General features: G+C 72.5%; 28 protein-coding genes. 11 read left to right on the top strand and 17 right to left on the bottom strand.

The genetic code is table 11. The features are described 5' to 3' along the window. Window positions 1-19 precede the first annotated feature (19 nt). The 3 genes from ACFYZ4_RS29050 to ACFYZ4_RS29060 form a co-directional block, all read right to left on the bottom strand. A complete protein-coding gene (locus ACFYZ4_RS29050; protein WP_351286453.1) occupies window positions 20-976 on the bottom strand; it encodes an MASE1 domain-containing protein in 957 nt (318 codons plus the stop codon). A gap of 4 nt (window positions 977-980) precedes the next feature. Continuing rightward, entirely contained in the window at window positions 981-1,829 is an 849-nt protein-coding gene (locus tag ACFYZ4_RS29055) for a PP2C family protein-serine/threonine phosphatase (RefSeq protein WP_351286265.1), read from the bottom strand. A gap of 161 nt (window positions 1,830-1,990) precedes the next feature. Beyond that, window positions 1,991-3,274, bottom strand: a complete 1,284-nt coding sequence (locus ACFYZ4_RS29060) for an adenylosuccinate synthase (RefSeq protein ID WP_052870390.1) — start codon at window positions 3,272-3,274, stop codon at window positions 1,991-1,993. 182 nt (window positions 3,275-3,456) lie between these two features. Here ACFYZ4_RS29060 and ACFYZ4_RS29065 point away from each other — a divergent pair, with 182 nt between their 5' ends. Together ACFYZ4_RS29065 and ACFYZ4_RS29070 are read left to right on the top strand one after the other, a co-directional pair. Continuing rightward, window positions 3,457-4,326, top strand: a complete 870-nt coding sequence (locus tag ACFYZ4_RS29065; RefSeq protein ID WP_351286455.1) for a diacylglycerol kinase — start codon at window positions 3,457-3,459, stop codon at window positions 4,324-4,326. Beyond that, on the top strand, window positions 4,302-4,862 hold the full coding sequence (locus ACFYZ4_RS29070; protein WP_390785235.1) for a hypothetical protein: 561 nt from the start codon (window positions 4,302-4,304) through the stop codon (window positions 4,860-4,862). Before ACFYZ4_RS29065 ends, ACFYZ4_RS29070 begins: the two co-directional genes overlap by 25 nt. Here ACFYZ4_RS29070 and ACFYZ4_RS29075 read toward each other — a convergent pair. Further along, on the bottom strand, window positions 4,859-5,377 hold the full coding sequence (locus ACFYZ4_RS29075; RefSeq protein ID WP_390785324.1) for a GbsR/MarR family transcriptional regulator: 519 nt from the start codon (window positions 5,375-5,377) through the stop codon (window positions 4,859-4,861). The genes ACFYZ4_RS29070 and ACFYZ4_RS29075 overlap by 4 nt on opposite strands. A gap of 84 nt (window positions 5,378-5,461) precedes the next feature. On the opposite strand from ACFYZ4_RS29075, the gene ACFYZ4_RS29080 reads away from it, so the two are divergent. After that, the gene (locus ACFYZ4_RS29080; protein WP_390785236.1) at window positions 5,462-6,439 is read left to right on the top strand and encodes an ATP-binding cassette domain-containing protein; all 978 of its coding nucleotides are present in this window, start codon (window positions 5,462-5,464) and stop codon (window positions 6,437-6,439) included. Continuing rightward, window positions 6,436-8,010 (top strand): ABC transporter permease, encoded by a 1,575-nt coding sequence (locus tag ACFYZ4_RS29085; protein ID WP_390785237.1) that lies wholly within the window; start codon window positions 6,436-6,438, stop codon window positions 8,008-8,010. Before ACFYZ4_RS29080 ends, ACFYZ4_RS29085 begins: the two co-directional genes overlap by 4 nt. 49 nt (window positions 8,011-8,059) lie before the next feature. Here the strand turns inward: ACFYZ4_RS29085 and ACFYZ4_RS29090 are convergent, their stop codons facing one another. The 7 genes from ACFYZ4_RS29090 to ACFYZ4_RS29120 form a co-directional block, all read right to left on the bottom strand. Then, window positions 8,060-9,268: a cytochrome P450 gene (locus ACFYZ4_RS29090; protein WP_390785238.1), complete on the bottom strand. Its 1,209-nt coding sequence runs from the start codon at window positions 9,266-9,268 to the stop codon at window positions 8,060-8,062. Between the two features lie 216 nt (window positions 9,269-9,484). Beyond that, window positions 9,485-10,144, bottom strand: a complete 660-nt coding sequence (locus ACFYZ4_RS29095; RefSeq protein WP_030709262.1) for a response regulator transcription factor — start codon at window positions 10,142-10,144, stop codon at window positions 9,485-9,487. Next, on the bottom strand, window positions 10,141-11,472 hold the full coding sequence (locus tag ACFYZ4_RS29100; RefSeq protein ID WP_390785239.1) for a sensor histidine kinase: 1,332 nt from the start codon (window positions 11,470-11,472) through the stop codon (window positions 10,141-10,143). The genes ACFYZ4_RS29095 and ACFYZ4_RS29100 overlap by 4 nt, the downstream gene beginning before the upstream one ends. A 106-nt stretch (window positions 11,473-11,578) precedes the next feature. Next, complete coding sequence (locus ACFYZ4_RS29105; RefSeq protein WP_390785240.1) at window positions 11,579-12,250, bottom strand: response regulator; 672 nt, start codon at window positions 12,248-12,250, stop codon at window positions 11,579-11,581. Next, on the bottom strand, window positions 12,247-13,584 hold the full coding sequence (locus ACFYZ4_RS29110; RefSeq protein WP_390785241.1) for a sensor histidine kinase: 1,338 nt from the start codon (window positions 13,582-13,584) through the stop codon (window positions 12,247-12,249). Before ACFYZ4_RS29110 ends, ACFYZ4_RS29105 begins: the two co-directional genes overlap by 4 nt. Before the next feature lie 10 nt (window positions 13,585-13,594). Further along, the gene (locus tag ACFYZ4_RS29115) at window positions 13,595-14,797 is read right to left on the bottom strand and encodes an acyltransferase (RefSeq protein WP_390785242.1); all 1,203 of its coding nucleotides are present in this window, start codon (window positions 14,795-14,797) and stop codon (window positions 13,595-13,597) included. Beyond that, window positions 14,790-15,845: an alpha/beta hydrolase gene (locus ACFYZ4_RS29120; RefSeq protein ID WP_390785243.1), complete on the bottom strand. Its 1,056-nt coding sequence runs from the start codon at window positions 15,843-15,845 to the stop codon at window positions 14,790-14,792. The genes ACFYZ4_RS29115 and ACFYZ4_RS29120 overlap by 8 nt, the downstream gene beginning before the upstream one ends. Window positions 15,846-16,048: 203 nt before the next feature. Here ACFYZ4_RS29120 and ACFYZ4_RS29125 point away from each other — a divergent pair, with 203 nt between their 5' ends. Beyond that, window positions 16,049-16,528 carry an HIT family protein gene (locus ACFYZ4_RS29125; protein ID WP_390785244.1) on the top strand — a complete coding sequence of 160 codons (480 nt, stop codon included), beginning with the start codon at window positions 16,049-16,051 and terminating at the stop codon, window positions 16,526-16,528. A gap of 6 nt (window positions 16,529-16,534) precedes the next feature. On the opposite strand, the gene ACFYZ4_RS29130 is transcribed toward ACFYZ4_RS29125, so the two are convergent. The 5 genes from ACFYZ4_RS29130 to ACFYZ4_RS29150 all read right to left on the bottom strand — a co-directional run bounded on the left by ACFYZ4_RS29130 (window position 16,535) and on the right by ACFYZ4_RS29150 (window position 20,548). Beyond that, window positions 16,535-17,158 carry a LysE family translocator gene (locus tag ACFYZ4_RS29130; protein ID WP_384340770.1) on the bottom strand — a complete coding sequence of 208 codons (624 nt, stop codon included), beginning with the start codon at window positions 17,156-17,158 and terminating at the stop codon, window positions 16,535-16,537. A 5-nt stretch (window positions 17,159-17,163) separates the two neighbouring features. Then, window positions 17,164-17,553, bottom strand: a complete 390-nt coding sequence (locus ACFYZ4_RS29135) for a nuclear transport factor 2 family protein (RefSeq protein WP_351286287.1) — start codon at window positions 17,551-17,553, stop codon at window positions 17,164-17,166. An 80-nt stretch (window positions 17,554-17,633) separates the two neighbouring features. Further along, on the bottom strand, window positions 17,634-19,220 hold the full coding sequence (locus tag ACFYZ4_RS29140) for a serine/threonine-protein kinase (RefSeq protein WP_390785245.1): 1,587 nt from the start codon (window positions 19,218-19,220) through the stop codon (window positions 17,634-17,636). Between the two features lie 163 nt (window positions 19,221-19,383). After that, window positions 19,384-19,926: a MarR family winged helix-turn-helix transcriptional regulator gene (locus ACFYZ4_RS29145; RefSeq protein ID WP_390785246.1), complete on the bottom strand. Its 543-nt coding sequence runs from the start codon at window positions 19,924-19,926 to the stop codon at window positions 19,384-19,386. After that, window positions 19,919-20,548, bottom strand: coding sequence for a DJ-1/PfpI family protein (locus ACFYZ4_RS29150; RefSeq protein WP_351286293.1), 630 nt, complete (start codon window positions 20,546-20,548; stop codon window positions 19,919-19,921). Before ACFYZ4_RS29150 ends, ACFYZ4_RS29145 begins: the two co-directional genes overlap by 8 nt. Window positions 20,549-20,771: 223 nt before the next feature. Here ACFYZ4_RS29150 and ACFYZ4_RS29155 point away from each other — a divergent pair, with 223 nt between their 5' ends. The 3 genes from ACFYZ4_RS29155 to ACFYZ4_RS29165 all read left to right on the top strand — a co-directional run bounded on the left by ACFYZ4_RS29155 (window position 20,772) and on the right by ACFYZ4_RS29165 (window position 23,772). Further along, complete coding sequence (locus ACFYZ4_RS29155; protein ID WP_390785247.1) at window positions 20,772-22,133, top strand: aspartate aminotransferase family protein; 1,362 nt, start codon at window positions 20,772-20,774, stop codon at window positions 22,131-22,133. Window positions 22,134-22,291: 158 nt separating this feature from the next. After that, on the top strand, window positions 22,292-22,957 hold the full coding sequence (locus tag ACFYZ4_RS29160) for a GntR family transcriptional regulator (protein ID WP_351286297.1): 666 nt from the start codon (window positions 22,292-22,294) through the stop codon (window positions 22,955-22,957). A gap of 164 nt (window positions 22,958-23,121) precedes the next feature. Continuing rightward, window positions 23,122-23,772, top strand: a complete 651-nt coding sequence (locus ACFYZ4_RS29165) for a hypothetical protein (protein ID WP_030709288.1) — start codon at window positions 23,122-23,124, stop codon at window positions 23,770-23,772. A gap of 132 nt (window positions 23,773-23,904) precedes the next feature. On the opposite strand, the gene ACFYZ4_RS29170 is transcribed toward ACFYZ4_RS29165, so the two are convergent. Continuing rightward, complete coding sequence (locus ACFYZ4_RS29170; protein WP_351286301.1) at window positions 23,905-24,651, bottom strand: SLATT domain-containing protein; 747 nt, start codon at window positions 24,649-24,651, stop codon at window positions 23,905-23,907. 279 nt (window positions 24,652-24,930) lie between these two features. Between ACFYZ4_RS29170 and ACFYZ4_RS29175 the strand changes: the two genes are divergently transcribed. From ACFYZ4_RS29175 to ACFYZ4_RS29185, 3 genes are all read left to right on the top strand, one after another. Further along, window positions 24,931-25,275: a YbaB/EbfC family nucleoid-associated protein gene (locus ACFYZ4_RS29175; protein WP_351286302.1), complete on the top strand. Its 345-nt coding sequence runs from the start codon at window positions 24,931-24,933 to the stop codon at window positions 25,273-25,275. An 81-nt stretch (window positions 25,276-25,356) separates the two neighbouring features. Further along, entirely contained in the window at window positions 25,357-25,956 is a 600-nt protein-coding gene (gene recR, locus ACFYZ4_RS29180) for a recombination mediator RecR (protein WP_351286304.1), read from the top strand. After that, window positions 25,949-26,596: a DUF5063 domain-containing protein gene (locus ACFYZ4_RS29185; RefSeq protein WP_351286305.1), complete on the top strand. Its 648-nt coding sequence runs from the start codon at window positions 25,949-25,951 to the stop codon at window positions 26,594-26,596. The genes recR and ACFYZ4_RS29185 overlap by 8 nt, the downstream gene beginning before the upstream one ends. Window positions 26,597-26,730 lie beyond the last annotated feature (134 nt).

Here is a 26,730-nt window from a genome sequence, read left to right on the forward strand (position 1 = left end):
GTCCGCCGTCCCCGGGCGCTCAGCGTTCCGGTCTGCCCCGGGCGAGGTGCTCCACCAGTTCGGCCAGGTCCTCGCAGACCTGCTCGATCTTCAGGCGGACGTTGTTCTGCTCGGTGACCATCGCCGACAGCAGCAGCCCGGTCAGGGCCGCCGCCCCGTTGAGGGCCTGGAGGTTGATCATGGTCCCCAGGAGGGTCTGCCCGTCGAACGGTCCGGTGCGGTCGCTCGCCGCCGAGATCGCGAGGACGGACACGAACAGGATGCACGGGGCGCTCCCGGCGAGCTGGAAGCGTACGGCCGCCCAGATGATCAGCGGGAAGACCAGGAACAGCAGGGACAGCGAGCTCCGGGTGGCCACGACGGTGACGACGACGGACGTGAGCACCAGGGCCGTCACCTCGGGCACCCGGTAGCTGCCCTCCCCGGGGCGGCGGACCCGCCGCAGGACGAGCAGCAGCGGCGTCACCACGAGCACGCCCATTGCGTCCCCGGCCCACCAGGCCGACCACACGGGCCAGAACCGGTCCGAGGGCAGGTCGCCGCTGAGCACCAGCGTCCACGTCCCGATGGTGGCGCTGAGGAGCGTCGGCAGCAGACCGCCCAGGAAGACCAGCGCCAGGGCGTCCCGCAGCCGGTCGATCTCGCTGCGGAAGCCCACCCGGCGGAGCATCAGGTACGCGCACACGGGCGCCAGGGTGTTTCCCGCGACGATGCCGAGACCGGAGAGGTTGAAGTCGCTGATCCGCTCGATCGCGAGGTACGTGCCGAGGGCGATCCCCGGCCATGTCCGCAGGCCCAGCCAGAGCAGGGCGGCGAGGGCGATGCCGGTGGGCGGCCACAGGGGAGTGACCTCGGCTCCGTTGACGACCACGGACTGGTGCAGGCCGATCCGGCCGCCCGCGTAGTAGGCGACGGCGACGACGAGGATCAGCAGGACAGCTGTGGACAGACGTCGCCATTCCTCGGTGCGCACCACAGCATCAGACAACAGGCCCGCGTCCGGGCGGGGCGTGACGCGCCGCGTCGTGGGTCAGGACGAGCACTGCGGCGTCATCGGCATGGCCGGTGGAGTCGGCCACCTTCATCACCTCGGCGGCCAGCTCGTCGGGATCGGCGCCCGCCGCGTCCCGTACGACACGGACGACGCGCTCCAGCCCCACCTCGATGGGGAACCTCGGGCCCTCGACGACGCCGTCGGTCAGCAGGACGATCGATCCCGCCGTCGTCAGCCGGCGCCGGGTCACGCCGTACGCCGATCCGGACTGCAGGTTCAGCGGCAGTCCGCCGTCGTCCTCGGTGATCCCGTACTGGCCGTCGACGGTGGCCCAGACCGAGGGCACGTGGCCGGCCCGGGCGCTCTCCAGCTCCCACGTCCGCGGATCGAAGCGGAGCAGACTGCAGGTCGCGAAGAGATCGCGGTCCATGGAGAGCAGCACCTCGTTGGCCCGGCTCAGCACCTCGCCCGGATCGGCGACGACGGCCGACACCGCCCGCAGGCAGATCCGGATCTGCCCCATGAAGGCGGCCGCGTCCACGTCGTGTCCCTGGACGTCGCCGATGCAGAAGGCGAGGGCGCCCTCGGGGAGCTGGAAGCCGTCGTACCAGTCGCCGCCGATGTCCAGGCCGTGCCGGGCGGGCGCGTACCGGGCCGCGGCGCGCAGTCCGGGCAGCACGGGCAGGGTGGTGGGCAGCATCTCGCGCTGCAGCGCCTCGGCCAGCTCGACCCGGGCCTGCTGCAGCTCGACCCCTTGCCGCGCCTGGGCGGTGAGTCGTCCGAGCATGCTGAGCAGGTCGGCGCTGGCCACGCGCGGGGGGCGGCGCGGACTCATGGAACGCTCCGAGGTGCATCCATTCGTCCCTGCTTCCGCTCCGCTCACGAGCCCGTGGACATCATATTTCCGGGCACCGGGAACGCGCCCCCCGAAAACGCGGAGGGTCCTGCCCGGACTTCCGTCCGGGCAGGACCCTCGCTCGGTGGTGCCCCTCCTGCCTACAGGAAGGAGTTGATCTCGATCGTCTCGGTGCGGCCGGGGCCGACGCCGATCGCGGAGATCGGGGCGCCCGACATCTCCTCCAGGGCCTTGACGTAGGCCTGGGCGTTCGCCGGCAGGTCCTCGAAGGTCTTGGCCTTGGTGATGTCCTCGGACCAGCCGGGGAGGTATTCGTAGATCGGCTTCGCGTGGTGGAAGTCGGTCTGCGAGTAGGGGAGCTCCTCGACGCGCTTGCCGTCGATCTCGTACGCGACGCACACCGGGATCTGCTCCCAGCCGGTCAGCACGTCCAGCTTGGTGAGGAAGAAGTCCGTCAGACCGTTCACCCGGGTGGCGTAACGTGCGATCGGCGCGTCGAACCAGCCGCAGCGACGGTCACGGCCGGTGGTCACACCGCGCTCGCCGCCGATGCGGCGCAGGTCCTCGCCGTCCTGGTCGAACAGCTCGGTCGGGAACGGGCCCGCGCCGACGCGGGTCGTGTAGGCCTTGAGGATGCCGATGACCCGGCTGATCTTCGTCGGGCCCACGCCGGTGCCGGTGCAGGCGCCGCCCGCGGTCGGGTTCGACGAGGTGACGAAGGGATAGGTGCCGTGGTCGACGTCGAGCAGGGTGCCCTGGCCGCCCTCGAACAGCACGACCTTGTCCTCGTCCAGCGCGTTGTTGAGGATCAGGGTGGTGTCGGCGACGAACGGCTTGATCTGCTCCGCGTACTGGAGCATCTCCTCGACGATCTGCGCGGCGTCGATCGCGCGGCGGTTGTAGAGCTTCGCCAGCAGCTGGTTCTTGCCCTCCAGCGCCGCTTCGACCTTCTGGATGAGGATCGACTCGTCGTAGAGGTCCTGGACGCGGATGCCGATGCGGTTGATCTTGTCCGCGTAGGTCGGTCCGATGCCGCGGCCGGTCGTACCGATCTTGCGCTTGCCGAGGAAGCGCTCGCCGACCTTGTCGAGGGTGACGTTGTACGGCGTGATCAGGTGCGCGTTGCCGCTGATGAGCAGCTTGGAGGTGTCGATGCCGCGCTCGTTCAGACCGCGCAGCTCGGAGAGCAGGACGGCCGGGTCGACGACGACGCCGTTACCGATGACCGGGGTGCATCCGGGGGAGAGGATGCCGGACGGGAGAAGGTGCAGCGCGTACTTCTGGTCGCCTACGACGACCGTGTGGCCGGCGTTGTTGCCACCCTGGTAGCGCACTACATAGTCAACGGATCCACCGAGCAGGTCGGTGGCCTTTCCCTTGCCCTCGTCACCCCACTGAGCTCCGAGCAGCACAAGAGCGGGCACAGGCGTACACCTCTTCCGGATGGGGCATGTCCAAGGTCAGGGGGGCGTACGACGATGTACGCAGGCTGAGCCGTCGGACCGGTGCCCCGGAATAGACGAAGGCCCTGGCGCAATAGCGCAAGGGCCTCTTGCACAAAGATGCTACCCGAGGAAGGACCGAGGTGTCGGCTCCAGAGCCCACCATGAGCCATGCGGGCGCGCCGGTAGGCGGCCTGCTCGTGCTCGTCGACCCGGTCGCCCGCCGTCTTGACGGCGAGTCCGTGCGGATCGCGAAGGATGTGTTGTCAGCGGGCGCGGCGGCGAAAATCTGCCTCCCGGACTCGCAGGAGGAATTTGCGCGGGCTCTCGCCCGCCGGGGTCATCGGCAGCCGGTGATCGTGGGCGACGACCGGGCTCTGGTCCGGGCCGTGGGGCTGCTGTACCGGGAGCGGGCGCTGGGCGAGGGCGCCCTCGCGCTGGTTCCGGTGGGACCCGTGGGGTCCCTCGGGCTGGCGGGTTCCCTCGGCGTTCCGCTTTCGGCCGTTTCCGCAGCCCGGGCGGTGCTCGACGGGGCGGTGCGGACGTGCGACCTGCTGGTCGACGAGAGCGACGGGGTGGTGCTGGGCGCGCTGCGGATCCCGCCGGTGCGGGGGATCCCGCGGCCGGCCGGGCCGTCGGTGTGGAGCGCGTACCGCTCGCTGGTCCGGACGCTGGTCCGCCCGGTGGCGGCGGGCGGCGGCGGGAGCGGGAACGAGGGGTACCACCGGCTGCGGGTCGAGGCCGACGGGGTGCTCCTGGCGGATGTGGACCAGCCCGTGGAGGACGTGTCGGTGCGCACGTGCGACGACGGAGGTCCGGCGGAGGTCGTGGTCCGCACGGGCGGCGGCGGCCCGGCCGGCTCCGGTTCCGGTTCGGGCTCCGGTTCCGGCTCCACGGTGACGGCCCGGGCCATGACGGTGACGGTGTCGGGCGCGGACTTCCGCTACCGCGCCGACGCGGCGATGACCGGGCCGGTCCGCCGTCGTACGTGGACCCTGAGACCCGGGGCATGGACGCTCACCCTGCCCCGCTGACGGGGGCGACGGACGACGCCCTGGGCGACTGGCGGCGGGACGGGCTGCTGCTCTGCCTGCTGCCGGTGTTCTGGTGGCCGGCGGTGGTCGCGGCCGTGCTCACCCGGCCGCTGGTGCTGGTGGTGCTGCTGAGCCCGGTGCTGCTGGGGGTGCGGGAACTCCACGCCGCCCGGCGGGCCCGGCGCGCGCTGCGGGACCCGGCGGTGCGCTGGATCCCGTACGAGGCCGTGGTGGTCCGCGCGCGGTGGCGCCCGCCGGTGCTGGTCCTGGCGGACGGGCGGCACGCGCTCACCCTGGGCGTGCTGGGTCGGCGGGTGCTGCCGCAGCGCCCGTGGCCCCGTACGGCGCCGGAACAGCCGGCCGCTCCGGCCGCACCGGCCGGGCCGGGCGCGTCGGGCGGTGCGGGGCGGGTGGTGCAGGTGGTGCAGCTCGTGGGGGACCCGGCCGCGGGCGGAATCCTGTGGGCCCCGCTCTCCGGCGGCCTGGGACTCGCCCGTCCCGTACGCCGCACCAGGCGGCCCCCGGACAGGCCCTAGTCGAGGCCCAGCTTCTTCCTGTGGTCCCGCCAGCGGTCCATCATGGCCAGCATCTCGCCCTGCAGGAACTCGAAGAAGGCCGCGGTCTCCGCGATCCGCGCGCCGGCCGGCGAGTCCGCGCCGAGAGTGGCGGCGCCCTCGCGCAGGGTCTTCTCCCACAGGGTCAGGACCTGGTCGCGCCGGGTGAAGGTCTCGTACCAGAGCTCGTTGTGCAGGACGTACCGGTCGCGCCGTGAGCCCGGTTCGCGTTCGCGGCTGACCATGTTGACCTGGGTCAGGTAGGACACGGCCCCCGACACCGCCGCCGGGCTGATCCGCAGTGCCTCGCCCAGCTCGGCCGAGGTCATCGCGCCCCCGTCGCTCGCCAGCAGCTGCGCGAAGACCCGCGCGGCCATCCGCTGCATGCCCGCGTCGGTCAGCTGCGCGGCGAACCGCTCCACGAAGCGCGAGACCGCTTCGCCGTTCCTGTCGTCCTGCCGGTCCCGCGCGTTCGCGCCCACGTCCGTGTCCACCATGTCGTCCGCCACCTCCCCGACTTTACGCGATTCTTGATGTTCCCAATATTCGCAAACTTGTGAAAGTAGCGTACGTTCGGAAACATGACGAAGGCAATCAGCGTCGCCGGACTCCACAAGGCGTTCGGCCGCACCCGCGCACTGGACGGACTCGACCTCTCGGTCGCCACCGGCGAGGTCCACGGCTTCCTCGGCCCCAACGGAGCCGGCAAGTCCACCACCATCCGGGTCCTGCTGGGGCTGCTGCGCGCCGACTCCGGCACCGCCGAGCTCCTCGGCGGCGACCCCTGGGCCGACGCGGTCTCCCTCCACCGCCGGGTCGCGTACGTCCCCGGAGACGTCACCCTGTGGCGCAACCTCTCGGGCGGTGAGGTCATCGACCTCTACGGGCGGCTCCGCGGCGGCCTCAACCGGACCCGCCGCGCCGAGCTCGTCGAGCGGTTCGAGCTCGACCCCACCAAGAAGGGGCGTACGTACTCCAAGGGCAACCGGCAGAAGGTCGCGCTCGTCGCCGCCTTCGCCTCCGACGTCGAACTCCTCATCCTCGACGAGCCCACCTCCGGCCTCGACCCGCTGATGGAGGAGGTGTTCCAGAGCTGCGTCGCCGATGCCCGCGCGGCCGGGCGCACCATCCTGCTCAGCTCGCACATCCTGAGCGAGGTCGAGGCCCTCTGCGACCGGGTCAGCATCATCCGCAAGGGCTTCACCGTGGAGACGGGGACCCTCGCCGAACTGCGCCACCTCACCCGTACGTCCATCAGCGCCGAGCTCGCCGGGCCGCCGAACGGGATCGCGCACCTGCCGGGTGTCCACGACGTGCAGGTGCAGGGGCTCAAGGTCCGGCTGCAGGCCGACACCGACAAGCTGGACGCCGTACTGCGCTCCCTCGTCACCTCAGGGGTGCGGTCGCTGACCGCGACGCCGCCCACCCTCGAAGAGCTCTTCCTGCGCCACTACGCGGGCGAGGCGAACGAGCCGACCGAGGCGAACGCGGCGAACGCGGCGAACGAGGCGGCCGAGGCGACCCACGCGGCCGAGGCGAGTCGGGTGGGCGGGCGATGAGGCGACAACTGGCGGGCACCGGCGTCCTGCTCCGGCTGGCCCTGCGCCGCGACCGCGTGATGATGCCGGTCTGGGTCCTCGTCACCTCCCTCCTGGTGGTGAGCATGCCCGGCTCGCTGGCCGGCGTGTATGGCACCGCCGCCGAACGCGCCCAGGTCGCGGCCTCCATGAACGCCAACAGCTCGATGCGCGCCCTGTACGGGCCCGTCTTCAGCGACTCCCTCGGCGGCCTGACCGCCTGGCGGGCCGGCGTCTACGGCGCGCTGCTCGCGGCCGTGATGAGCCTGGTCATCGTCGTCCGGCACACCCGCGAGGAAGAGGAGACGGGCCGTCAGGAACTGCTCTCCGCAGCGATGGTGGGGCGGCGCGCCCCGCTGACCGCCGCCCTGCTCGCCGCCCTCGTGGCCAACGCGTGCGTCGCCCTCGTCGTCGCGGGCGGCCTCGCGCGGCAGGGCGCGCCGGGAGCACTCGCCCTCGGCCTGGCCATGGCCGGCAGCGGCATGGTCTTCGCCTCCCTGGCGGCCATCGCCGCCCAGCTGACCGAGAGCGCCCGCGCCGCCAAGGGGATCACGGCCGCCGTGCTCGGCGCGGCCTTCGTCCTGAAGGCCGCGGGCGACTCGGGCACCGCCGGGGGGAGTTCGGCCCTGACCTGGGCCTCGCCGCTCGGCTGGGTCGAGTACGTACGGGCCTTCGCCACCGAACGCTGGTGGGTGCTCCTGCTGCTCGCCGCCGCCGTCGCGGTGCAGGCGGTCGCGGCGTACGCGCTGGCCGGACGGCGCGACCTGGGCATGAGCTTCCTGCCGACCCGGCCGGGGCCGGCCGAGGGGCGCCTGGGCACGGCCGGCGCGCTGGCCTGGCGGCTCCAGCGCGGCAGCGTCGCCGGATGGAGCGCCGGATTCCTGCTCGCCGGCGTCGTCTTCGGCGGGATGGCGGACGGCGCCGCGGACCTGGTCGGCGGCAACGAGAAGACCCGCGAGATCATCGAGCGGATGGGCGGGCAGAGCGGGATCACCGACGCCTTCCTCGCCACGCTGGCCGGGATGTTCGGCCTGATCGCCGGCCTGTACGTGGTCTCGTCGGTGCTGCGCCTGCCCGGTGAGGAGTCCGGGCAGCGAGCGGAGCCGCTGCTGGCGAACGCGGTCGGCCGGCTGCGCTGGGCCGGCGGCCACCTGGCCGTGGCCTTCGGCGGCTCGGCGCTGATCCTGCTGCTGGCGGGGCTGGGCCTCGGCATCGGGCACGGCCGCGACGTGGGGGCCACGGTCGGCGCCACGCTCGCCCAGCTCCCGGCGGTGTGGCTGATCGGGGCGCTGGCGGCGCTGCTGTACGGCGTGGCGCCCGCGTACGCGACGGCCGCCTGGGCGGTGGCCGGGACCGCGCTGGCCCTGGGCTGGGTCGGCCCGGCGCTGAACCTCCCGCAGGCCGTCCTGGACCTCTCGCCCTTCGCCCACCTGCCCAAACTGCCGGGCGCGGAGGCCCTGGCCTGGGCCCCGCTGCTGACCCTGACCGCCCTGGCGGGGGCCCTGACCGCTGCCGGCCTCGCGGCCCTGCGCCGCCGCGACATGACGGCGTGAGCGCATGACCGTAAGCGTGGGCTCCGTGCTCCGTGCTCCGTTCTCCGGGCTAGAACTCCACGAGCAACTGCTCCAGCCCCCGGATGACGTACCCGTCCCGCCACTGCGGCTCCTCGACGAGGCGCAGTGGCGGGACTCCGTCCGCCAGCAGCGCCCCGAACGAGGCCTCCAGCTCCCGCCGCGCCAGCGGAGCCCCCAGGCAGTAGTGGATCCCCGCCCCGAAGCTCAGGTGCGGATTGTCGGCCCGTACGAGGTCCAGCGCGTCGGGCTCCTCGAACCGCGCGGGATCCCGGTTCGCGGACCCGAAGAGCAGCGCGACCTCGGCGCCGCGCGGGATGTCGGTGTCCCCGATCCGGATGTCGTCGAGCACCCAGCGCTCGAACATCTGCAGAGGTGTGTCGTACCGCATGAGTTCATCCACAGCTGTGGACAACTTTTCGGGATCGCGGCTCTCGCGGAGCGCGGCGAGCTGCGCGGGATTGCGGAACAGCGCCCACCACCCGTTCACGGTGGTGTTGACGGTGGCCTCGTGTCCGGCGTTCAGCAGGAGCACGCAGGTGGAGATCATCTCCTGCTCGCTGAGCCGGCCCTCCTCGTCGTGGGCGGCGATCAGGCCGGAGATCAGATCCTCGCCGGGGCGCGTGCGGCGCTCGGTGATCAGCTCCCGCAGGTAGGCGCTGAACTCGACGCTCGCCCGCACCGCGCGTCGCGCCGTCTCCTCGTCCGGCCGGAGCTCGAACATCCCGCAGATGTCCGCCGACCACGGCCGCAGGAGCCCCCGGTCCGCCTCCGGCACGCCCAGCAGCTCCGCGATCACGGCCACCGGCAGGGGCTCGGCGACGGTCGCGAGCAGATCCCCGCCCCCGTCCGCGCGCAGCTGCCCCACCAGCCCCCGAGCCATCCGCTCCACGGCGGGCACGAGCCGCTCCACCGTCCGCGGAGTGAAGGCCTTCGCCACCAGCCGGCGCACCCGCGCGTGCGCAGGATCCTCCAGGTCCAGCAGGCCGTTGCCGTTGAGCACGTGGAAGGGCTCGTGCTCCGGCGGCGGCGCCTCCCGCCCGAACTCCTCGTGCGAGAACCGGTGCAGATAGGTCCGCCCCAGCCGCCGGTCCCGCAGGAGCGCACTCACATCGGCGTAATGCGGCACCAGCCACTGCCCGGTGGCCTCCCACCACACGGCCCGCCCCTGCTCCCGCAACTCCCGGTACGCCGGATACGGATCGGCGACGAACGCGGCATCCCACGGATCAAAGCCCATCCCCGCACCTTAGGGGGTGTCTTGCCGATCAGGCCGGGCTCGCGGCGTCTGGTGCCGCACCTCGCCGCGTTGTCCTCACTCGACGACGTCCCCCAGCTACCGCTGGGAGGTGCCCCCACCGCGTCGCCTCCCTCGTCCGCCTTGCGATGCACGGCACCAGACGCCGCTCCCTGATCCGGCCCGATCGACAAGACACCCCCTAGGCTTCGCCGTCCCCTACGCCGGTGTCACCAGCCGGGTCTCGTAGGCGAACACCGCCGCCTGGGTGCGGTCGCGCAGGCCCAGCTTCACCAGGATCCGGCTCACATGGGTCTTGATCGTGGACTCCGCGACGATCAGCCGGGACGCTATCTCCGCATTGGACAGCCCCTGTGCGATCAGCACCAGCACCTCCGTCTCCCGCTCCGTCAGCTCACCCACGCCCGCCGGATCCGCCAGCTTGCGCGTCTCGGAGATCTTCGAGAACTCCGCGATCAGCCGCTTCGTCACCGAAGGCGCCAGAAGAGCCTCCCCGGCCGCCACCACCCGTACCCCGTCCGCCAGCTGACGGGCCGAGGCGTCCTTCAGGAGGAACCCGGAGGCCCCGGCCCGCAGCGCCTGGTACACGTACTCGTCGAGGTCGAAGGTCGTCAGGACCAGCACCTTCGCGTCCGTGTCCGCGGCGACGATCTCCCGCGTCGCCTCCAGACCGTTCATCTGCGGCATCCGGATGTCCATCAGCACCACGTCCGGCCGCAACGCCGCCACCTGCGCGATGGCCTCCCGGCCGTCCACCGCCTCGCCCACGACCTCGATGCCGTCCATGGCGTTCAGCAGGACGGAGAACCCCTCCCGCACCATCATCTGGTCGTCGACGATCAGCACTCTGATCGTCATGCCGCCCCCTCCGCCGCCACCGGCTCCGCCTCCTGGCGATTGCGCACCGGTATGAACACCGCCACCTCGTACCCGCCCGCGGCCGTCGGTCCGGCCGTCATCTCCCCCTCCAGCATGGCCACCCGCTCCCGCATTCCGGTGATCCCGTGCCCGGCCCCCGCCGAGGGCCGCGCGTCCCCGGTCGCCGCCTCATTGACGATCCGTACCCCCAGGCCGCCCAGCACGTACGAGACCTCCACCCCGGCCGCCGCGCCCGGCGCGTGCCGCAGCGTGTTGCTCAGGGCCTCCTGGATGATCCGGTACGCCGACAGCTCCACGCCCTGCGGCAGCTCCCGCACCGCGCCTGTGATCGTCTTCTCCACGCTCAGCCCGGCTTCCCGCACATTGCCCAGCAGCCCGTCCAGCGTGGCCAGCGTCGGCTGCGGGGCGTCCGGAGCCTCGTAGTCCGCGGAGCGCACCACACCCAGCACCCGCCGCAGCTCCGTCAGGGCCGCCACGGCGTTCTCCCGGATGGTGACGAACGCCGCCTCCAGCTCCGGCGGCGGGTTCTTCACCCGGTACGGCGCGGCCTCCGCCTGGATCGCCACCACCGACATGTGGTGGGCCACCACGTCGTGCAGCTCCCGCGCGATCGTCGTCCGCTCCTCCAGCAGGGTCCGCCTGTCCCGCTCGACGGCCGTGACCTCCTGCTGCGCCGTGACCTCCTGCCGTGCCTCCTTGCGGGTGTTGCGGACGGTCACCGCGAGGAGGGAGACCGCGGACAGGAAGGCCATCGGTCCGGGTTCCAGGGGCTGGCCTATCAGCGAGGGCAGGAAGGACCCGGTCGCCACGGTGATCAGCCACAGCCAGCCGGCCACCCGCGGCCGGCTCCGCAACGCCACGATGGTGATCACGACGAGGTGGGCGAAGAAGGTGCCCGGAGACCACGGCCAGGTCATGCCCGTGCTCTCCACCATGGCCAGCGGCAGGGTCACACCGAGCAGCACCCACACGGCGCCGATCGGCCGCACCAGCGTCATCAGCACCGGTGTCGCAGCCAGCAGCCCCAACAGCAGCGACAGCCCGGAAGGGACCATCCTGTTGTTGACGATGGTGACGAACACCGTGATCACGGACAGCAGGACCACCACGGCATGCGGCAGGAACGCCGTCCTGGGGCGCAGCGCCCGCGGAAACCACCGGGCGAGCCGCCCGTCCGTACGGATCGGCGGCAGTGGCCGGTAGGCGAAGGCATCGGTGATCAGGTCGTCGCGGAGGCTCTTGAAGAGCCCCGAAGCGAGTCGGAACTCAGGCGGCCGGGCTGTCCCCCCGGTGGTCGTCTCGGTCATACCCCCACCGTAGGGCGGCGGTCCCGTCGTCCGCGTCGCCGCTGAAGGGGATATCCAGGCATCCCCCTCAAGTACTACGAGGGCCGCGAAGACCGACCAGGCCGCCTCAGTATCCGGCCGGCCGGACCAGCCCCGTCTCGTACGCGAACACCGCCGCCTGCGTGCGGTCGCGCAGGCCCAGCTTCACCAGGATCCGTCCGACATGCGTCTTCACCGTCTGCTCCGCCACCGTCAGATGGGCCGCGATCTCCGCGTTCGACAGGCCCTGGGCCACGAGCGACAGGACCTCGGTCTCCCGCTCGGTCAGTTCGTCGATCCGGGCCCGCGACGGCGCCCGCGGCGCCCCCAGCCGGGAGAACTCCGTGATCAGCCGCTTGGTGATGTTCGGCGAGAGCAGCGCCTCACCGGCCGCCACCACCCGCACCGCCTCGGCGAGCTGGTCGGCCGAGGCGTCCTTGAGCAGGAACCCGGAGGCCCCGGCCCGCAGCGCCTCGTACACGTACTCGTCGAGATCGAAGGTGGTGAGCACCAGCACCTTCACGGTGGCGTCGGGGACGCTGGTGATGACGGACGTGGCCTCGATGCCGCCCATCCCCGGCATGCGGATGTCCATCAGCACCACGTCCGGATCCAGCTCGGAGACCTTCGCCACGGCGTCGGCCCCGTCCACCGCCTGTCCCACGACCTCGATGTCGGGCTGCGCGTTGAGGAGCACGGTGAAGCCCTGCCGCACCATCATCTGGTCGTCGGCGATCATCACCTTGATCGGGGTGCTCATGAGGCCTTCTTCGTCTCGGGGGCGGCGGTGCCGGCGGGCGGATGCTGGGGGTCCATCGGCAGTACGGCGCTGACCTCGTACCCGCCGTCGGGGCGCGGGCCGGCGGCCAGTTCACCTCCCAGCATGCCTGCTCGCTCCCGCATCCCCAGCAGCCCGTGTCCCGCACCCGGGGACGGCGGGGCCGGCCGGGTCGGCGCGGAGTTGGCGATGCACAGGTGCAGCTCGCGCGGTCCGTAGGCTATGCCGACCTCGACCCGGGAACCGGGCGCGTGGCGCAGACAGTTGCTCAGCGCCTCCTGCACGATCCGGTACGCGGTGAGCTCCACGCCCGGCGTCAACGGCCGCCGGATGCCCGCCGTCTCGGTGGTCACCTCCAGCCCGGCCCCCCGCACGTTGTCCACGAGGCCGTCCAGCTCGGCCAGGGTCGGCTGCGGATGTTGCAGCGTCGCCGGATCGTCGGGCTGTTCGGAGCGCAGGACCCCCAGGACCCGCCGCAGCTCCGTCAGGGCTTCCAGCGCGTTGGCCCGGATGCCGGCCAGATTCTCCTTGAGCTCCTCGGACGGGTTCTCCACCAGGTGCGGGGCGACCTGCGCCTGGATGGAGATCACCGACATGTGGTGCGCGACGACGTCGTGCAGCTCGCGGGCGATCCGGCTGCGCTCCTCCAGGAGGGTGCGCCGGGCCCGCTCCTCCTCGGTGAGGGTCTCCTGTTCGACGAGCTTGCCGCGGGCCAGTCGCGTCGCGCGGAGCGCGTAGCCGAGGACGCCGACGAAGCCGAAGAGGATGGCGACGCCCCCGATGATCGTCTGGCTCTGGGGCGGCCTGAGGACGACGTCGGTCAGCGCGGAGAGGCTGAGCGTGATGCCGATGACCCAGACGGTCACCCGGGGTGGCACCCGCAGCGCGACCATCAGGATGAGGGGCGCGAAGGTGAACGGCCCGGCGGGCGTCCAGTGCCATGACTGTCCCTGACCGACGTGGTCGTGGATGACCCAGGCGATGAGGCCCGTGGTGACGAGGCCGAGCCACCAGGCAGCGATCGGCCGGAACATGCTGAGCAGGACGGACGCGGACGTCAGCAGCGACAGTCCCAGCACGGCGCCGCCGAAGACTTTGTAGTGGTCGTTCAGCTGCATGCCCGTCAGGACACCGCAGGGAATGGCCGCGTAGCCGAGGACCACATGCGGCAGCCAGGCCAGCCAGCGCGGCCGGGACATTTTCGGGAGGGGATCCCGCCTGAGGGTGAACAGCTCCTGGGCCAGGCCGCGCTGCGCGGGACGACCGTTGCGGCCTTCTCTGGTGTCGGGTACCGGGGACTCGCTCGGATCGCTCACGGGCTCCAGCCTAGGCATGGGTGATCTCCTTGCCGGGGGCAGTCGTCGGCTGGGAGCCGACGACGATGCGGGCGGTGCCCTCGGACTTCGGACGGCGGGAGCCCCGCTCGTACGTGCGGAACGCGGCCCAACACACCGCCAGCGCGGCGGCGAACACCGGCAGCCACAGCAACCGCGCCGCTATCCAGCCCACGGAGTCGGGCACGGTGTGCAGCCCGGGCAGATCGGCCGAGAGCAGCAGCCCGAGCGCGGTGACGGCCATCATGGCGGTCTGGTGCCACAGGAAGACCGTCATGGCGGACAGGTTGACCAGGGCCACCTTCGCCCAGGCCGAAGGCCGCCGCATGACCCGGGCCAGCGGTTCGCGCACCAGCAGGGCCAGCCCGCACTGGGCCAGTCCGAACGCGGCCGCGGCCAGTGTCGGCGGGTTCAGATTCGAGACCGTGGCCCCGGGGACACCCACCATGGACGCCGGGTACCCGCCCCACAGGACCAGCACGACCGTGGCCACGGTCCCCGCGCCGAGCAGGAGCAGCGCGGGCCGCCGCCGGGCGAAGGCCCCGCGGGACCAGGCGGCGCCCAGGGTGAAGGGAACGAGCCAGCCGGCCGCCACATTGACCCAGCCGATCCACTCGGGCCCGTCGAGGCCGAAGCGCCACACGTCGACGCCGGCCACCACGGCCAGCGGCCACAGCGGGTTGAGCCGGGCCACGAGCGGGGTCGCGGCGGTGAGCGCGGCGAACACCAGCAGGAACCACATCGGCGACAGCACCAGCTTGACCAGCGCCCGGACGGTGTCCAGCTCCGCCCCGCCGACCAGCATCCCGCCCGCCACGACGGCCCACAGGACGAGCACCGCGGCCACCGGCCGGAACAGCCGGCCCAGCCGCTGCCGGACCCACGTGCCGTACGAGACCTGCCGCTCGCGCGCCGTGGCATAGCCGCGGGCGGCCACGTGCCCGCCGACGAGGAAGAAGACGGCGAGGGTCTGGAACACCCAGGACACCGGGGCCAGCCAGGGCATGTACGCCAGCGGGCTGGTGGTGCTCAGCCGGCCGTCGGTGGCGGTGAGGGCGGTGACCAGCCAGTGCCCGAGGACCACGCCGAGGATCGCGAAGGCCCGCAGCGCGTCCACGGTCCGGTCCCGGCCGGCCGGGGTGGCCGCGTCGATGCCCGCAGCGAGCGCGGACCAGCGGGCACGGAGCTTACGCATGGGGGGCCTCCGAAGCGGGGGTGGTGCCGAGGACGATGGCGGCCAGGCTCTCCAGGGACTCGGTGCCGGGCTTGAGGTAGTCGCTGTGGCCGGCGGAGCCGGCGGCGAAGGGCCGCGCCCCGAAGGCCGGGTCGACGGGGTCGGTGCCGAAGCCGAGCCGGCCGAGCCGGACGTGCGGGACGTTCGCCACCCAGTCACCGCTGCCCCGACCCGCCCAGACGCGGGCGCCGGTCGGCAGGTCCCGCGCGGCCGAGGCGCCCGTGCCGGGGCTGCCGAAGAGGGCCATGTCACTGACCGCGGTCCCGGTCGTGGTCCGGGCGCAGACCACGGAACCGTAGGAGTGGCAGAGCAGGGAGAGCCGGGCGCCGGGCGCCGCCATGGCCCCCAACCGTTCGAGGAAGGGCGCCAGTTCGCCGGCGGCCGCGTCGGCGCGGGCGGCGGTCAGGACGGTCGTGCTGACCGTGCCGGGCGTGTCGTACCCGAGCCAGGCGACCACGGCGGAGTGCGGATGCTCGGCCTGGAGGCGCTGCCGCAGGGCGACGGCCCCGGCGCGGAACCGCTCATAGGTGTCGAGCGTGGTGTCGGAGCCGGGCACCAGGACGGTGACGCGGTCGGCGGTCTCCAGCTCGCCGAACACCTCGACCGCCCGGCCCTTGCCGCGGCCGTCGAAGGCGAGGAACTGTGCCGCTCCGGCAGCGTCCATGGTGCGGAGCCGGGCGGCCCGGCCGGTGCGGTCGCCTTCCTGGGCCATGCGGGCCGCCTCGGCGAGATTGGCGCGGTTGGCGGCGTACCGGACCTGGGGCGTGGCCCCCTCCGCGAACGTGACGGGCGCGGGGGCAGGGGCCTGGGCGGAGGCGGCTGCGGATATGGGGAACACCACGGCCGCCGCGACCAGGGCCGCCAGCAGGGTGCGGCGCAACCGGCCGCCACCACCCCCGCCCCCCGCCCCGGCCGCCCCGGTGGCGAGAGCCGTCCCCGCCGCGCCGCCCGTGCCAGCCGCGCCGCCCGTCCCCGCCGTACCTGCCGTGCCCGCCGTCCCCGTCTTCATGGTGCGTTCCCCCGGTATCCGGAAGAGCCGTCAGCGCTCTTCTCTGTTACCGAAGTTAGAAATCCGAGCCCATGGTCGGCGTCACGCCATGGAGCCGTATCCGCACGTAGCTCTCAGGTATGACATGGGTTACTTGCTGGGTTACTTGAGAGACGAGGAGCACAGCGAACAGCCCCGCAACGACGCTCGGTTAGGGTCCGTACGTGACCGACGACGACTGGCGCGACGACCGCATCGGCAGCGCGCACCGCGGCGAGAACCCGACCGTCCTCCGCCGCCTCGACTCCGGCTTCGCCGTCATCGGCGACCGGCAGTTCCTGCCCGGGTACTCGGTGCTCCTGACGGACGACCCGGCCGTGACCCGGCTCTCCGACCTGCCCCGGGCGCGCAGGACCGCGTACCTCGGCGACCTGGAACGGCTCGCCGAGGCCGTCGAACGGGCCTGCGCACGCCTCGACCCGGCCTTCCGCCGCGTGAACATCGAGATCCTCGGCAACACCGATCCGTATCTCCACGCCCACATCTGGCCCCGCTACGACTGGGAGCCCGCCGATCGCGTCCGGCTGCCCGTGTGGCTGTACGAAGAGGAGCACCGGCGCGCCGAGCAGCACGCGCTGGGCCCCCGCCACGACGCCCTGCGGGCCGACATCGGGGCGGAGCTGGACCGGCTGGGCGAGGCCTGAGGGCCGTCAGGTCGTCGCCACCCGCACTCCGAAGCCGATCAGGACGACCCCCGTCGCCCGGTCGAGTGCCCGCCGCACGCGCGGCCGGGCGAAGAACCGCCGGGCACGCGAGAGGACGTACACGTACGTGCCCAGCCAGACGAGCGTCAGCAGTACGTGGACCAGGACCAGCAGCGCCATCCCGGCCGCCGGGCGCAGGCCGGGCGGGGCGAGGGCGGGCAGCAGACCCGTGTAGAAAACGGCAATCTTGGGGTTCAGGACGTTGGCGACGAGACCGGTCCGCCAGGCCCCGCCGATGCGACGCGCCCCCGGCCGATCACCCTCCGGGAGTTCGGCCTCCGGTTCCGCGCCTGGTCGCCACAGGCAGCGGATCCCGAGCCAGCAGAGGTACGCGGCGCCCGCGACCTTGACCGCCAGGTACACCTCGGCCGAGGCGGCGAGCAGCGCCGCGAGCCCCGCCACGGTCAGGGCGCCCCAGATCAGCAGCCCGACGGCGATGCCGGCGACGGTCCGCAGGCCGTCGCCGCGCCCGCGGGTGACGGCCCGCCTGGTGACGATCGCCATGTCCGGGCCGGGGACGAGGGTGAGGAGCGCCAGTACCCCGGTCGCGCCGAGAAGAGCGGTGAGCACGCGGCTCAGTCTGCCACCAGGGGTTCGACGTAGCCTGCCCGCCAGCGGGGGGCGGGGTCCTGGCCGGGGCAGGTCCAGTACTCCCTCGCCTCCACGATCTCCCCGTCCCGTACGGTCCACAGGGAGACGGCCCGGTAGACGACGTGGTCCTGAGGTATCTCCACCTCGGTGACGACGAGGTCGCCGTCGGCCAGGATCCGGATCAGTTCCACGGATCTCTCGTCCGCGTAGCCGTCGTCGCTGTTCACGGCGATGAAGTTGGCGCGCCCCACGATGCGTTCACCGCTCACGGGCCACTCGATGACCGCGTCCTCGGCGATGAGCCCGCCCACGCCGTCCCAGTCGCGCGCCTCGATCCGCTCCCACAGCTGTGCCACTACCTTCAACGGCTCCATGTGCCGCAGTGTCCGACAGCCCCGTTATACGTAACAAGCTTTGCTTGCAGGCTTATTGACCTCGACACAATCGTTCCCGGTCACTGCCGGTGGTAGCTGAGCGGAGGGTTGTCGCTGCCCGCCAGCTCCCGTTGCAGGATGCCGTCGGGCAGCAGCCGGAGCCGGCTCCAGGTGCCCGCCGTGCAGGTCGGCGGGGCGCCGGAGGTGACGGTGGAGGCGTCGAGTTCCACGGGATCGGGGGCGGAGCGCAGGGGCGCCGTCCAGGCGCAGGCGAAGCCCGGGGCATCGACGGCGAGGGACATCACCGGGTCGCCGACCGTGCCGCGCGTGAGGGTGAGCCGCCAGGTCTGGCTGCCGTGGGTGGCGTACCAGGTGCCGAGGTACGCCTCGGGCAGTCCGCCGGCCGCAGAACCGGAACCGGAACCCGAAGCGGAAGTAGAAGCGGAGGCGGAAGCCGGAGTGGGGGCGGACGGGGTGCCGGGCGCCGGCGCGGTCGGCGTACGGGTGCTGCCGACGGGCGGTCGGGGATCATCGGCCCCGCTCATCACCGCATACACCGTGCCGGCGGACAGGGTGGCGACGACCGCGGCCACCGCCAGGAGCAGGGCGGTCGACGCCGTCCAGGGGCGGGGCGCGGGCTCCGCCGCCACCGGCGCGTACGCGGAGTAGGCGGGCGGCATGGGCACCGCCATCGGCGGCTGCGCCGGGGCGGTGGGCGTCGGCCGGTCCGGACCTGCGTCCTCACGGTCCAGCAGCTGTACGGCGTGCCGTCCGAGCCGGGCCACCAGCGGGCCCGGAAGCCAGGGCTCCAGGGCCCTGCCGTCGGCCACGGTGTCGCCCGCGCCGACCCGTGCCAGCACCTCGGCGGGCCCCGGCCGCGCGGTGGGATCCCGGTGCAGGCAGTCCCGTACGAGGTCGCGCAGTTCGGCCGGTACGCCGGCCAGGTCCGGCGGCGCCTCGGTGCTGCGGAGCAGGAGTCCCGCCAGGCCGCCGGGCTGCTCCGCGTCGCCGAAGGGCAGCCGGCCGGTGGCGGCGTACGCGAGGACCACGCCGAGGCAGAAGATGTCGCAGGCGGCGGTCACGGGCTCGCCGCGGATCTGCTCGGGCGCCATGAAACCGGGGGAGCCGATGAGTTCGCCGACGCGGGTCAGGCCGCCTCCGGCCGTGTCGCCGGGCTCCGCCGGGGCGCGGGCGATGCCGAAGTCGATGACGCGCGGGCCGTCGAGGGTGACAAGGACGTTCGACGGTTTCAGGTCGCGGTGGACGATGCCGGCGCGGTGGATGTCCTGGAGGGCGTACGCAAGGCCCGCGGCCAGGATCCGTACGGAACGGGCCGGCAGCGGCCCGAAGTCGTGGGCCACGACCTCGCGCAGGCTGGGCCCGGCGACGTAGCCGGTGGCGACCCAGGGCGTCGCGGCCTCGGTGTCGGCGTCGAGGACCGGGGCGGTCCACTCGCCGCCGACCCGCCGGGCGGCGGCGACCTCGTGGCGGAACCGGATGCGGAATTCCTCGCGGGTGGCGAGCTCGTGGTGGACCAGCTTCACGGCGACGGTGCGGCCGCGGTCGGAGCGGGCGAGGTAGACCTGGCCCATGCCGCCGGCGCCCAGGCGGGAGAGCAGGCGGTAGGGGCCGATGTGGTGGGGATCGTGCGGATACAGGTGTTCCATGCCGGGGTCCCTCCCGTGCCGAGCACTGGCCGAACGGCTCCGCAGGGAAGGACGGTTGGGGGTGCCGGGCGGTTGCCACCGCCTGGGCCCGGGTCCGCCCCGCCGGCCCCGCGCCTCGGCCGGCGGGGCTCAGAGATCGGGGCTCCGCCCCGGACCCCGCGCCTCAAACGCCGGCGGGGCTGGAGGGTGCGGCGGGGCTGGAGTCATCGGGCGCCGCCAAGGTGTCCAAGGCCTTGGCCAGGCGTTCGAGGACCTGGACCGTTTCCGCGAAGGCGGTGTCGCCCAGTTCTGCCGCGAGGCGGGTGGCCAGGGAGGCGTGGCCCGGGCCGATGCGGGCCACCGCCGCGCGTCCCTCCTGGGTCGGGCGCAGCAGCTTCGCCCGGCGGTGGGCGGGGTTCGGGGCGTATTCGGCCAGGCCCTTGGCGACGAGCAGGTCCGCGATGCGCTGCACGCTCTGCCGGGTGATGCCCATGGTCCGGGCGATGCCCGCGACGGGCAGCGGCTCCCGCAGTACTGCCCCCAGGACCTGCCACCAGGCGGCCGTGAGCCCGGCCGGCCGGGCCAGCTCCTCCGAGACGGAGAGGAACTGGCCGTTCAGCCGGAACACCCCGAGCGCGGTGCGGCTCAGCAGGTCCTGGCGGGCCCGGGTGGAGCCGGCCGGCTGCGGTTCGGCGGGCTGCGGTGCGGCCGGCTGCGGTTCAGGCATCGCCGGCCTCCGCCGCCGCCATCAGGACGGGGTACGCGCTCGCGTCGGAGTCGTGGAAGAGCCGGTACCACGCGTCCAGCACGTCCGGCTTGTAGACGTCGAGGCGGGCGAAGACCTCGCGGGCGAAGGCCACCGGTTCCGTCGGCCCCGCCGTGATCAGGTCGCCGTCGGTGACCGCGTCGGCCTCGACGTAGCTCTCGGCGCCCCCGTAGCCCGGCTGCGAGGCCAGGTAGAAGGAGGCTCCGCTGGTGTGGGCCCGGCCGTCCAGCAGGCCCGCGCGGGCGAGGCCGGCGGTGGCCCCGCAGATCGCCGCAACCGGTACCCCGGCGGCCAGGAACTCCTTCGCCTTCGCCGCGAACGGCGCCAGCTCCTCGCCCGTGTCCCACAGCGCGGCGCCGGTGAGGATCAGCAGCGAGGAGTCCTCCGGCCGCAGGTCGGCCAGGGCCTGGTCGGGCAGGACGCGGACGCCGCCCATGGTGGTGACCGGCTGGTCGGCGGCGAGGCCGACCGTGCGCACGACGTGGCCGCGCTGGGTGAGGTGCGCGGTGGTGTGTCCGGTCTCCCAGTCCGCGTACGTGTCGTAGACCGCGAGGTGGACGGGCTTGCGCGGGGTCTCGCTCATGGTGGTCGCCTCCAGCGTCGAATCGGATCCGGCTGCTCGTGTCACAAGGGCTCGTCCGGCGAACCCTCATGACAAGAGACTGTCATGTCGACAGGATGCTGTCAATGAACGTGGTCGGCGCATTCGTGCGGGCGGACGGGCCGACAGACTGCCGAGACCGGCCCCCCACCCCCATACAGTCCGCCGATATCCCTCCCCACCTGCGCACTTCTAGCGTGAGGTCATGACCCCTCATGTCACCTCGCACACCCTTGCCGCAGTGAAGGACGCAGATCGGAAGCACGTCTTCCACTCCTGGTCCGCCCAGGCCCTGATCGACCCGCTCGCCGTCGCCGGGGCCGAGGGGTCGTACTTCTGGGACTACGAAGGCAAGCGCTACCTCGATTTCTCCTCCCAGCTGGTCAACACGAACATCGGCCACCAGCACCCCAAGGTCGTCGCCGCGATCCAGGAGCAGGCCGCCCGGCTCTGCACCCTCGCGCCCGGCTTCGCCGTCGACGTCCGCTCCGAGGCCGCACGCCTCATCGCCGAGCGGACCCCCGGCGACCTGGACAAGATCTTCTTCACCAACGGTGGCGCCGAGGCCGTCGAGAACGCCGTCCGCATGGCCCGTCTGCACACGGGCCGGCAGAAGGTGCTCTCCACCTACCGCTCCTACCACGGGGCCACCGCCGCCGCGATCAACCTGACCGGCGACCCGCGCCGCTGGCCCTCCGACACGGCCGCCGCCGGCGTCGTGCACTTCTGGGGCCCGTACCTCTACCGCTCCGCCTTCCACGCCACCACCGAGGCCGAGGAGTGCGCCCGAGCCCTCGCCCACCTCGCCGACACCATCGCCTTCGAGGGGCCGCAGACCATCGCGGCGATCATCCTGGAGAGCGTGCCCGGCACCGCCGGGATCATGACCCCGCCGCCCGGCTACCTCGCGGGCGTGCGCGAGCTCTGCGACCGCCACGGCATCGTCTTCATCCTCGACGAGGTCATGGCGGGCTTCGGCCGCACCGGCAAGTGGTTCGCCGCGGAGCACTGGGACGTCACCCCCGACCTCATCACCTTCGCCAAGGGCGTGAACAGCGGCTACGTGCCGCTCGGCGGCGTCGCGATCTCGGCCGCCATCGCCGAGACCTTCGCCACCCGCCCCTACCCGGGCGGACTGACGTACTCCGGGCACCCCCTGGCCTGCGCCGCGGCCGTCGCGACGATCAACGCCATGGAGGAGGAGGGCATCGTCGAGCACGCCGCCCACCTCGGTGCGAACGTGATCGGCCCGGCGCTCGCCGAGATCGCCGAGCGGCACCCGTCGGTCGGCGAGGTCCGCGGCCTGGGCGCCTTCTGGGCGCTGGAACTCGTACGGGACAAGGAGACGCGCGAGCCGCTCGTCCCGTACAACGCGGCCGGCGCGGACAACGCGCCGATGGCCGAATTCGCGGCGGCCTGCAAGGCGTCCGGCCTGTGGCCGTTCGTCAACATGAACCGCACCCACGTCGTCCCCCCGTGCACCATCACGGAAGCGGAGGCGAAGGAGGGGCTGGCCCTGCTGGACGAGGCGCTGACGGTCGCCGACCGCCACACCACGGCCGGATAGGCCCGCGGGGCCCGCGGGCCCCGGCGAACGCGATGGTGGCCGGTTCGCGGACGTATGACGGGTTGGTGTAGATCCGCATACCGGCCGTTAACCGTTCGGTTTCGGCCGCGCTGTCTGGCCTATGGTGTCCGGAGCTCTACGACAGGAGACGGACCCCTATGCCAGGCAGCGGAGCTGTCACCCGCAACACACTTCGCCAGCAGATCGCGGACGCGCTGCGTGACGAGGTGCTCGCGGGACGCCTGCCTCCGGGGACCGAGTTCACCGTCAAGCAGATAGCCGAGCAGTACGAGGTCTCCGCGACCCCGGTGCGCGAGGCGCTCGTGGACCTCTCGGCCCAGGGGCTGCTCGAACTGGTCCAGCACCGGGGCTTCCGGGTCCGGATCTTCTCCGTCGACGACTTCAGGGGAATGATCGAGGCCCGCTCGCTGGTCGTGGACGGGATCTTCCGCCGGCTCGCCGAGCGCGGCACCGCGCCCGGATCCGGCGAGATGCTGGTGTCGGTGCGGCGCCGCGGCGAAGAGGCGCGCAGGGCCGCGCAGAGCGGTTCGCTCGAAGTGCTGATCGGCTACGACCTGCGCTTCTGGCGCGAGCTGAGCGAGCTGGTCGCCAACACGTACATCTCCGAGTTCCTGCACCGCATCCGCGTGCAGTGCTGGGTCTTCGCCGTTCCCCACCTCCAGCGCGAGCCGGAGCTGCGGGAGGCGCTGTGGGACGGGCACGGCGATCTGGTCGACGCGGTGACGCTGGCGGACGCCGACGCGGTGCGGCGGATCGTGCAGGGCTACAACGAGCACGCGCTGGACTGGGCGTCCCGCATCTGAGGGCCCCGACGTGCCCGGAGACGTCCCGAGACGCCTGCACTCTGACCGCGGGTGTGACCGCGGGTGTGACGCGGGTGTGACCGCAGGTTCTGCGCACCCCTTCGCGGAGGGTGTTCGGCGCACTACGCTGGCCGGATCGGCGGCAACGACTGATCGGAGGCCGAGTGGCCTGTGACCTGTGGCTGGTCCCCCTTGTCGACGTGCTGTGCCACAGCCCCGACAACCCCTTCGCGGAAGAGATCGCCTCGTACGACAAGGCGCTGAGCGCGGCCGGACTGCCGTCCGTGCCCGTGTTCGCCTACATGCCGGGCCTGAGCGGGGACGTCGCCCCGGTCGCCGGCTTCGACTACGACGCCCTGCATTTCCTGAGGCGGGCGTACCTGCTCCAACTCTGCGGGCTGCCGGTGACCCCGGTGGACGAGCTGGGCGGGGACTACGAGCAGCTGCTGGAGATGTTCGAGCCTACGGCGCAGCAGTCGCACCTGGTGTGGCACTACGACCACGCGGGCGCGTACGTGCCGGTGGACTTCGCGGCTCCGCTGGCGAACGAGGAGCTGCTGGCCGGGGGCGGTCCGCTGGGGTCCGCCCAGGGGTTGCTGCGGGAGCTGGCGTTCGTGGCTCCCGCGATCGGGATAGACCCGGGGAACCCGCCGGCGGCGCCGGCTCCGCCGGGGCGGCCGACGTTGCTGGAGGAGCCGGCGGGGCCGATTCCGTACGACGACAGTCCCTTCGCGCGGGAGCGGCACGTGTGGCTCGGGTTGCACGCGGCGGCGACCCGCAGTCTGGGCCAGGGCTCGATGATCATCTTCAGCTGACGCCGGCGTGTGAGGCGCGGGGCCGGCGGATCGGGGCCTCCCGCCCCAAGCCTCCCGCCCCAAGCCTCACGCCTCCCGCCCCAAGCCCCACGCCTCACAAGCCGGCGGGGCCGGACTCGTGACGGCCGGCCGTCAGCGGGGTTGTTCCGGGGGGCGTTGGCGCGGCATGTTCGGGCGGGTGCCCGGGGGGAGGGGGAAGCGGGCCGGGGGGATGCTCGTGTCCGCGCGGGCTCCGGCGGCGCCCAGGGACTGCATCACCAGGGGGGCGGGGCCGGAGCTGAACTCCACCATCCACTCCGCCGTCTCGGAGCGCACCAGCTCCGTCACGTCCTCCGAGAAGCGCCGCAGCACGGTCAGGCACCGCTCGGCGGCCTCGCTCGCCGTGCCCTCGGTGGGTCCGAGCACCTCGCGCACGTTCTCCGACGCCCAGTCGAACTGGAGGGTCTGGAGTCGCCGCTGCACCGCCTGCGCCGTGGCCACGTCCCGCATCCAGCCGGACGTCAGCCCGAAGAACCGGTCGCAGGCCAGCGCGGCCGCGCCCAGCAGCAGCGCCAGGTACCCGTACGTCGAGGCGCCCGGCGCCGAGCCCGTCAGCTCCAGCAGCGGCATCGCGGCGCCCGTGACGGCGCCCACGGCCGCGCCGACGCGCAGCGCCCGCGCACCCCGGCGCTTCCACGCCCGGTCGGACAGGTACCACTCGGCAGTGCGCAGCGCATCGGCCTCGACCCGCCGGTAGAGCTCGTCGAGCCGCTCCGCGGGTTCGCCCCAGTCCCCGAGGGGGAACGGCCGGCCGGTCAGATCGCCCGCCGCCATCGGTCCGCCGCCTTCCTCCCGGGGATCCCGGGGTGGCCCCTCGGGCTGCATCTCCGGCTGGCTCACCCGGCACTCCCTCTGCCTGCGCTGACGTGTGGTGGTGCGCGTGTGCGCAATGATGCGCATGCTCTTCCTACCTTCGAATGACGGGCGATGGGCGCCGAATCCCGGGATTTCCGCCCGCAAGGAGGTCTCCAGCAGGTACGCGTACGCCCCGTCTCTCACTCGAAAGAGTTGGTCCTCACGGCGTAGGGCGCGGCGCGCGGGGAGCACGTAGGCTCGGATTGACCAAGCGTTGCGAGGTCCCGAAGGCCGGATGGCCCCGACGAACGGAGTGAGTGTCCTGTGATTCCCGGTGGTGGCCAGCCCGACATGCAGCAGCTGCTCCAGCAGGCCCAGAAGATGCAGCAGGATCTCGCGGCTGCCCAGGAGGAACTCGCGCAGGCCGAGGTCGAGGGCCAGGCCGGCGGCGGCCTGGTGAAGGCGACCGTCACGGGCTCCGGCGAGCTGCGCGCACTGGTGATCGACCCGAAGGCCGTGGATCCCGAGGACACGGAGACGCTCGCCGACCTGGTGGTGGCGGCGGTCCAGGCGGCCAACGAGAATGCACAGGCGCTCCAGCAGCAGAAGCTGGGCCCCCTGGCCCAGGGACTGGGCGGCGGAAGCGGCATTCCCGGTCTTCCGTTCTAGTACCGCAGTACCCCGCAGGACCCGTAGTACCGCGCAGACCCGCAGTACCCACAGTCAGACGCAGAGAGAGAAGGCAGTCCGTTGTACGAAGGCGTGGTTCAGGACCTGATCGACGAACTGGGCAGGCTGCCCGGCGTCGGGCCCAAGAGCGCGCAGCGGATCGCCTTCCACATCCTGCAGGCCGAGCCCACCGACGTCCGCCGCCTCGCGCACGCGCTGCTGGAGGTCAAGGACAAGGTCCGGTTCTGCGCGGTGTGCGGGAATGTGGCGCAGGAGGAGCGGTGCAACATCTGCCGCGATCCGCGCCGCGACCTCACGGTCATCTGTGTCGTCGAGGAGCCGAAGGACGTCGTCGCGATCGAGCGGACGCGTGAGTTCCGGGGCAGGTACCACGTCCTCGGCGGCGCGATCAGCCCGATCGAGGGCGTCGGCCCCGACGACCTGCGCATCCGCGAGCTGCTGGCGCGGCTGGCGGACGGAGAGGTGACCGAGCTGATCCTCGCCACCGACCCGAACCTGGAGGGCGAGGCGACCGCCACCTACCTCGCCCGCATGATCAAGCCCATGGGCCTGAAGGTCACCCGCCTGGCCAGCGGGCTCCCCGTCGGGGGAGATCTGGAGTACGCGGACGAGGTCACGCTCGGGCGGGCCTTTGAAGGAAGGCGACTTCTCGATGTCTGACGCAACACTGCACGCTCTCGGCCAGGATCCGGACGACTTCGCCGCCTCGATCGCGGACCAGATCGAGTCGTTCATCGTTGCGGTCACCGAGGTGGCCAAGGGCGAGGACCCGGACAGTGCGGTGCCGTTCCTCCTGCTGGAGGTCTCGCAGCTGCTGCTCGCGGGCGGCCGGCTGGGCGCGTACCAGGACGTGATGCCGGACGAGCGCTACGAGCCCGACCTCGGCCCGGAGCCGGACGTGGACGACCTGCGCGAGCGGTTCGCGATCATGCTGGAGCCGGTCGACGTCTACTCCGAGGTCTTCGACCCGTACGAGCCGCGCAAGACCCCGGTGGCGCACCGGATCTCCGACGACCTGGCCGATGTGGTCGCCGACCTGCGGCACGGGCTCATCCACCACCAGTCGGGCCGCATCACGGAGGCCCTGTGGTGGTGGCAGTTCTCGTACTTCACCAACTGGGGACCGACGGCCTCGGCCACCCTGCGTGCCCTCCAGTCGCTGATCGCGCACGTGCGGCTGAACCAGCCGCTGGCCGCCCTGGACGGCCTGGACACGGACGAGGACCTGACGGAAGAGGACCTCGCGGAGCAGGCCGGGCAGGTCATGGCCGAGGAGCTGGGCGGCCTCGGCCGCAAGTGAGGCCACGGCAAGTCCACGGCAAGTAGACCCTCGGCGCGGGAACCTTGTCTTTGATCTTTTCGTCTCATGATGTGGTACGAAGCGGTCGGATCCCGGTCGCTCGTTACACTGCACCAGCAATGAGACGGACTGAG

It is taken from the genome of Streptomyces sp. NPDC001513 (assembly GCF_042894695.1).
In the GTDB taxonomy this organism is placed as follows: Bacteria; Actinomycetota; Actinomycetes; order Streptomycetales; family Streptomycetaceae; genus Streptomyces.

Bases quoted from the DNA above. Each gene is read 5' to 3' on its own strand.
- ACFYZ4_RS29090 (WP_390785238.1), bottom strand. From the start codon at position 9,268: ATGGGCTTTGATCCGTGGGATGCCGCGTTCGTCGCCGATCCGTATCCG.
- ACFYZ4_RS29145 (WP_390785246.1), bottom strand. From the start codon at position 19,926: ATGCCTGAACCGCAGCCGGCCGCACCGCAGCCCGCCGAACCGCAGCCG.
- ACFYZ4_RS29150 (WP_351286293.1), bottom strand. From the start codon at position 20,548: ATGAGCGAGACCCCGCGCAAGCCCGTCCACCTCGCGGTCTACGACACG.
- ACFYZ4_RS29135 (WP_351286287.1), bottom strand. From the start codon at position 17,553: ATGGAGCCGTTGAAGGTAGTGGCACAGCTGTGGGAGCGGATCGAGGCG.
- ACFYZ4_RS29115 (WP_390785242.1), bottom strand. From the start codon at position 14,797: ATGCGTAAGCTCCGTGCCCGCTGGTCCGCGCTCGCTGCGGGCATCGAC.
- ACFYZ4_RS29075 (WP_390785324.1), bottom strand. From the start codon at position 5,377: ATGGTGGACACGGACGTGGGCGCGAACGCGCGGGACCGGCAGGACGAC.
- ACFYZ4_RS29085 (WP_390785237.1), top strand. From the start codon at position 6,436: ATGAGGCGACAACTGGCGGGCACCGGCGTCCTGCTCCGGCTGGCCCTG.
- ACFYZ4_RS29105 (WP_390785240.1), bottom strand. From the start codon at position 12,250: ATGAGCACCCCGATCAAGGTGATGATCGCCGACGACCAGATGATGGTG.
- ACFYZ4_RS29055 (WP_351286265.1), bottom strand. From the start codon at position 1,829: ATGAGTCCGCGCCGCCCCCCGCGCGTGGCCAGCGCCGACCTGCTCAGC.
- ACFYZ4_RS29095 (WP_030709262.1), bottom strand. From the start codon at position 10,144: ATGACGATCAGAGTGCTGATCGTCGACGACCAGATGATGGTGCGGGAG.
- ACFYZ4_RS29070 (WP_390785235.1), top strand. From the start codon at position 4,302: ATGGACGCTCACCCTGCCCCGCTGACGGGGGCGACGGACGACGCCCTG.
- ACFYZ4_RS29185 (WP_351286305.1), top strand. From the start codon at position 25,949: ATGTCTGACGCAACACTGCACGCTCTCGGCCAGGATCCGGACGACTTC.
- ACFYZ4_RS29065 (WP_351286455.1), top strand. From the start codon at position 3,457: ATGAGCCATGCGGGCGCGCCGGTAGGCGGCCTGCTCGTGCTCGTCGAC.
- ACFYZ4_RS29140 (WP_390785245.1), bottom strand. From the start codon at position 19,220: ATGGAACACCTGTATCCGCACGATCCCCACCACATCGGCCCCTACCGC.
- ACFYZ4_RS29155 (WP_390785247.1), top strand. From the start codon at position 20,772: ATGACCCCTCATGTCACCTCGCACACCCTTGCCGCAGTGAAGGACGCA.
- ACFYZ4_RS29120 (WP_390785243.1), bottom strand. From the start codon at position 15,845: ATGAAGACGGGGACGGCGGGCACGGCAGGTACGGCGGGGACGGGCGGC.
- ACFYZ4_RS29160 (WP_351286297.1), top strand. From the start codon at position 22,292: ATGCCAGGCAGCGGAGCTGTCACCCGCAACACACTTCGCCAGCAGATC.
- ACFYZ4_RS29080 (WP_390785236.1), top strand. From the start codon at position 5,462: ATGACGAAGGCAATCAGCGTCGCCGGACTCCACAAGGCGTTCGGCCGC.
- ACFYZ4_RS29100 (WP_390785239.1), bottom strand. From the start codon at position 11,472: ATGACCGAGACGACCACCGGGGGGACAGCCCGGCCGCCTGAGTTCCGA.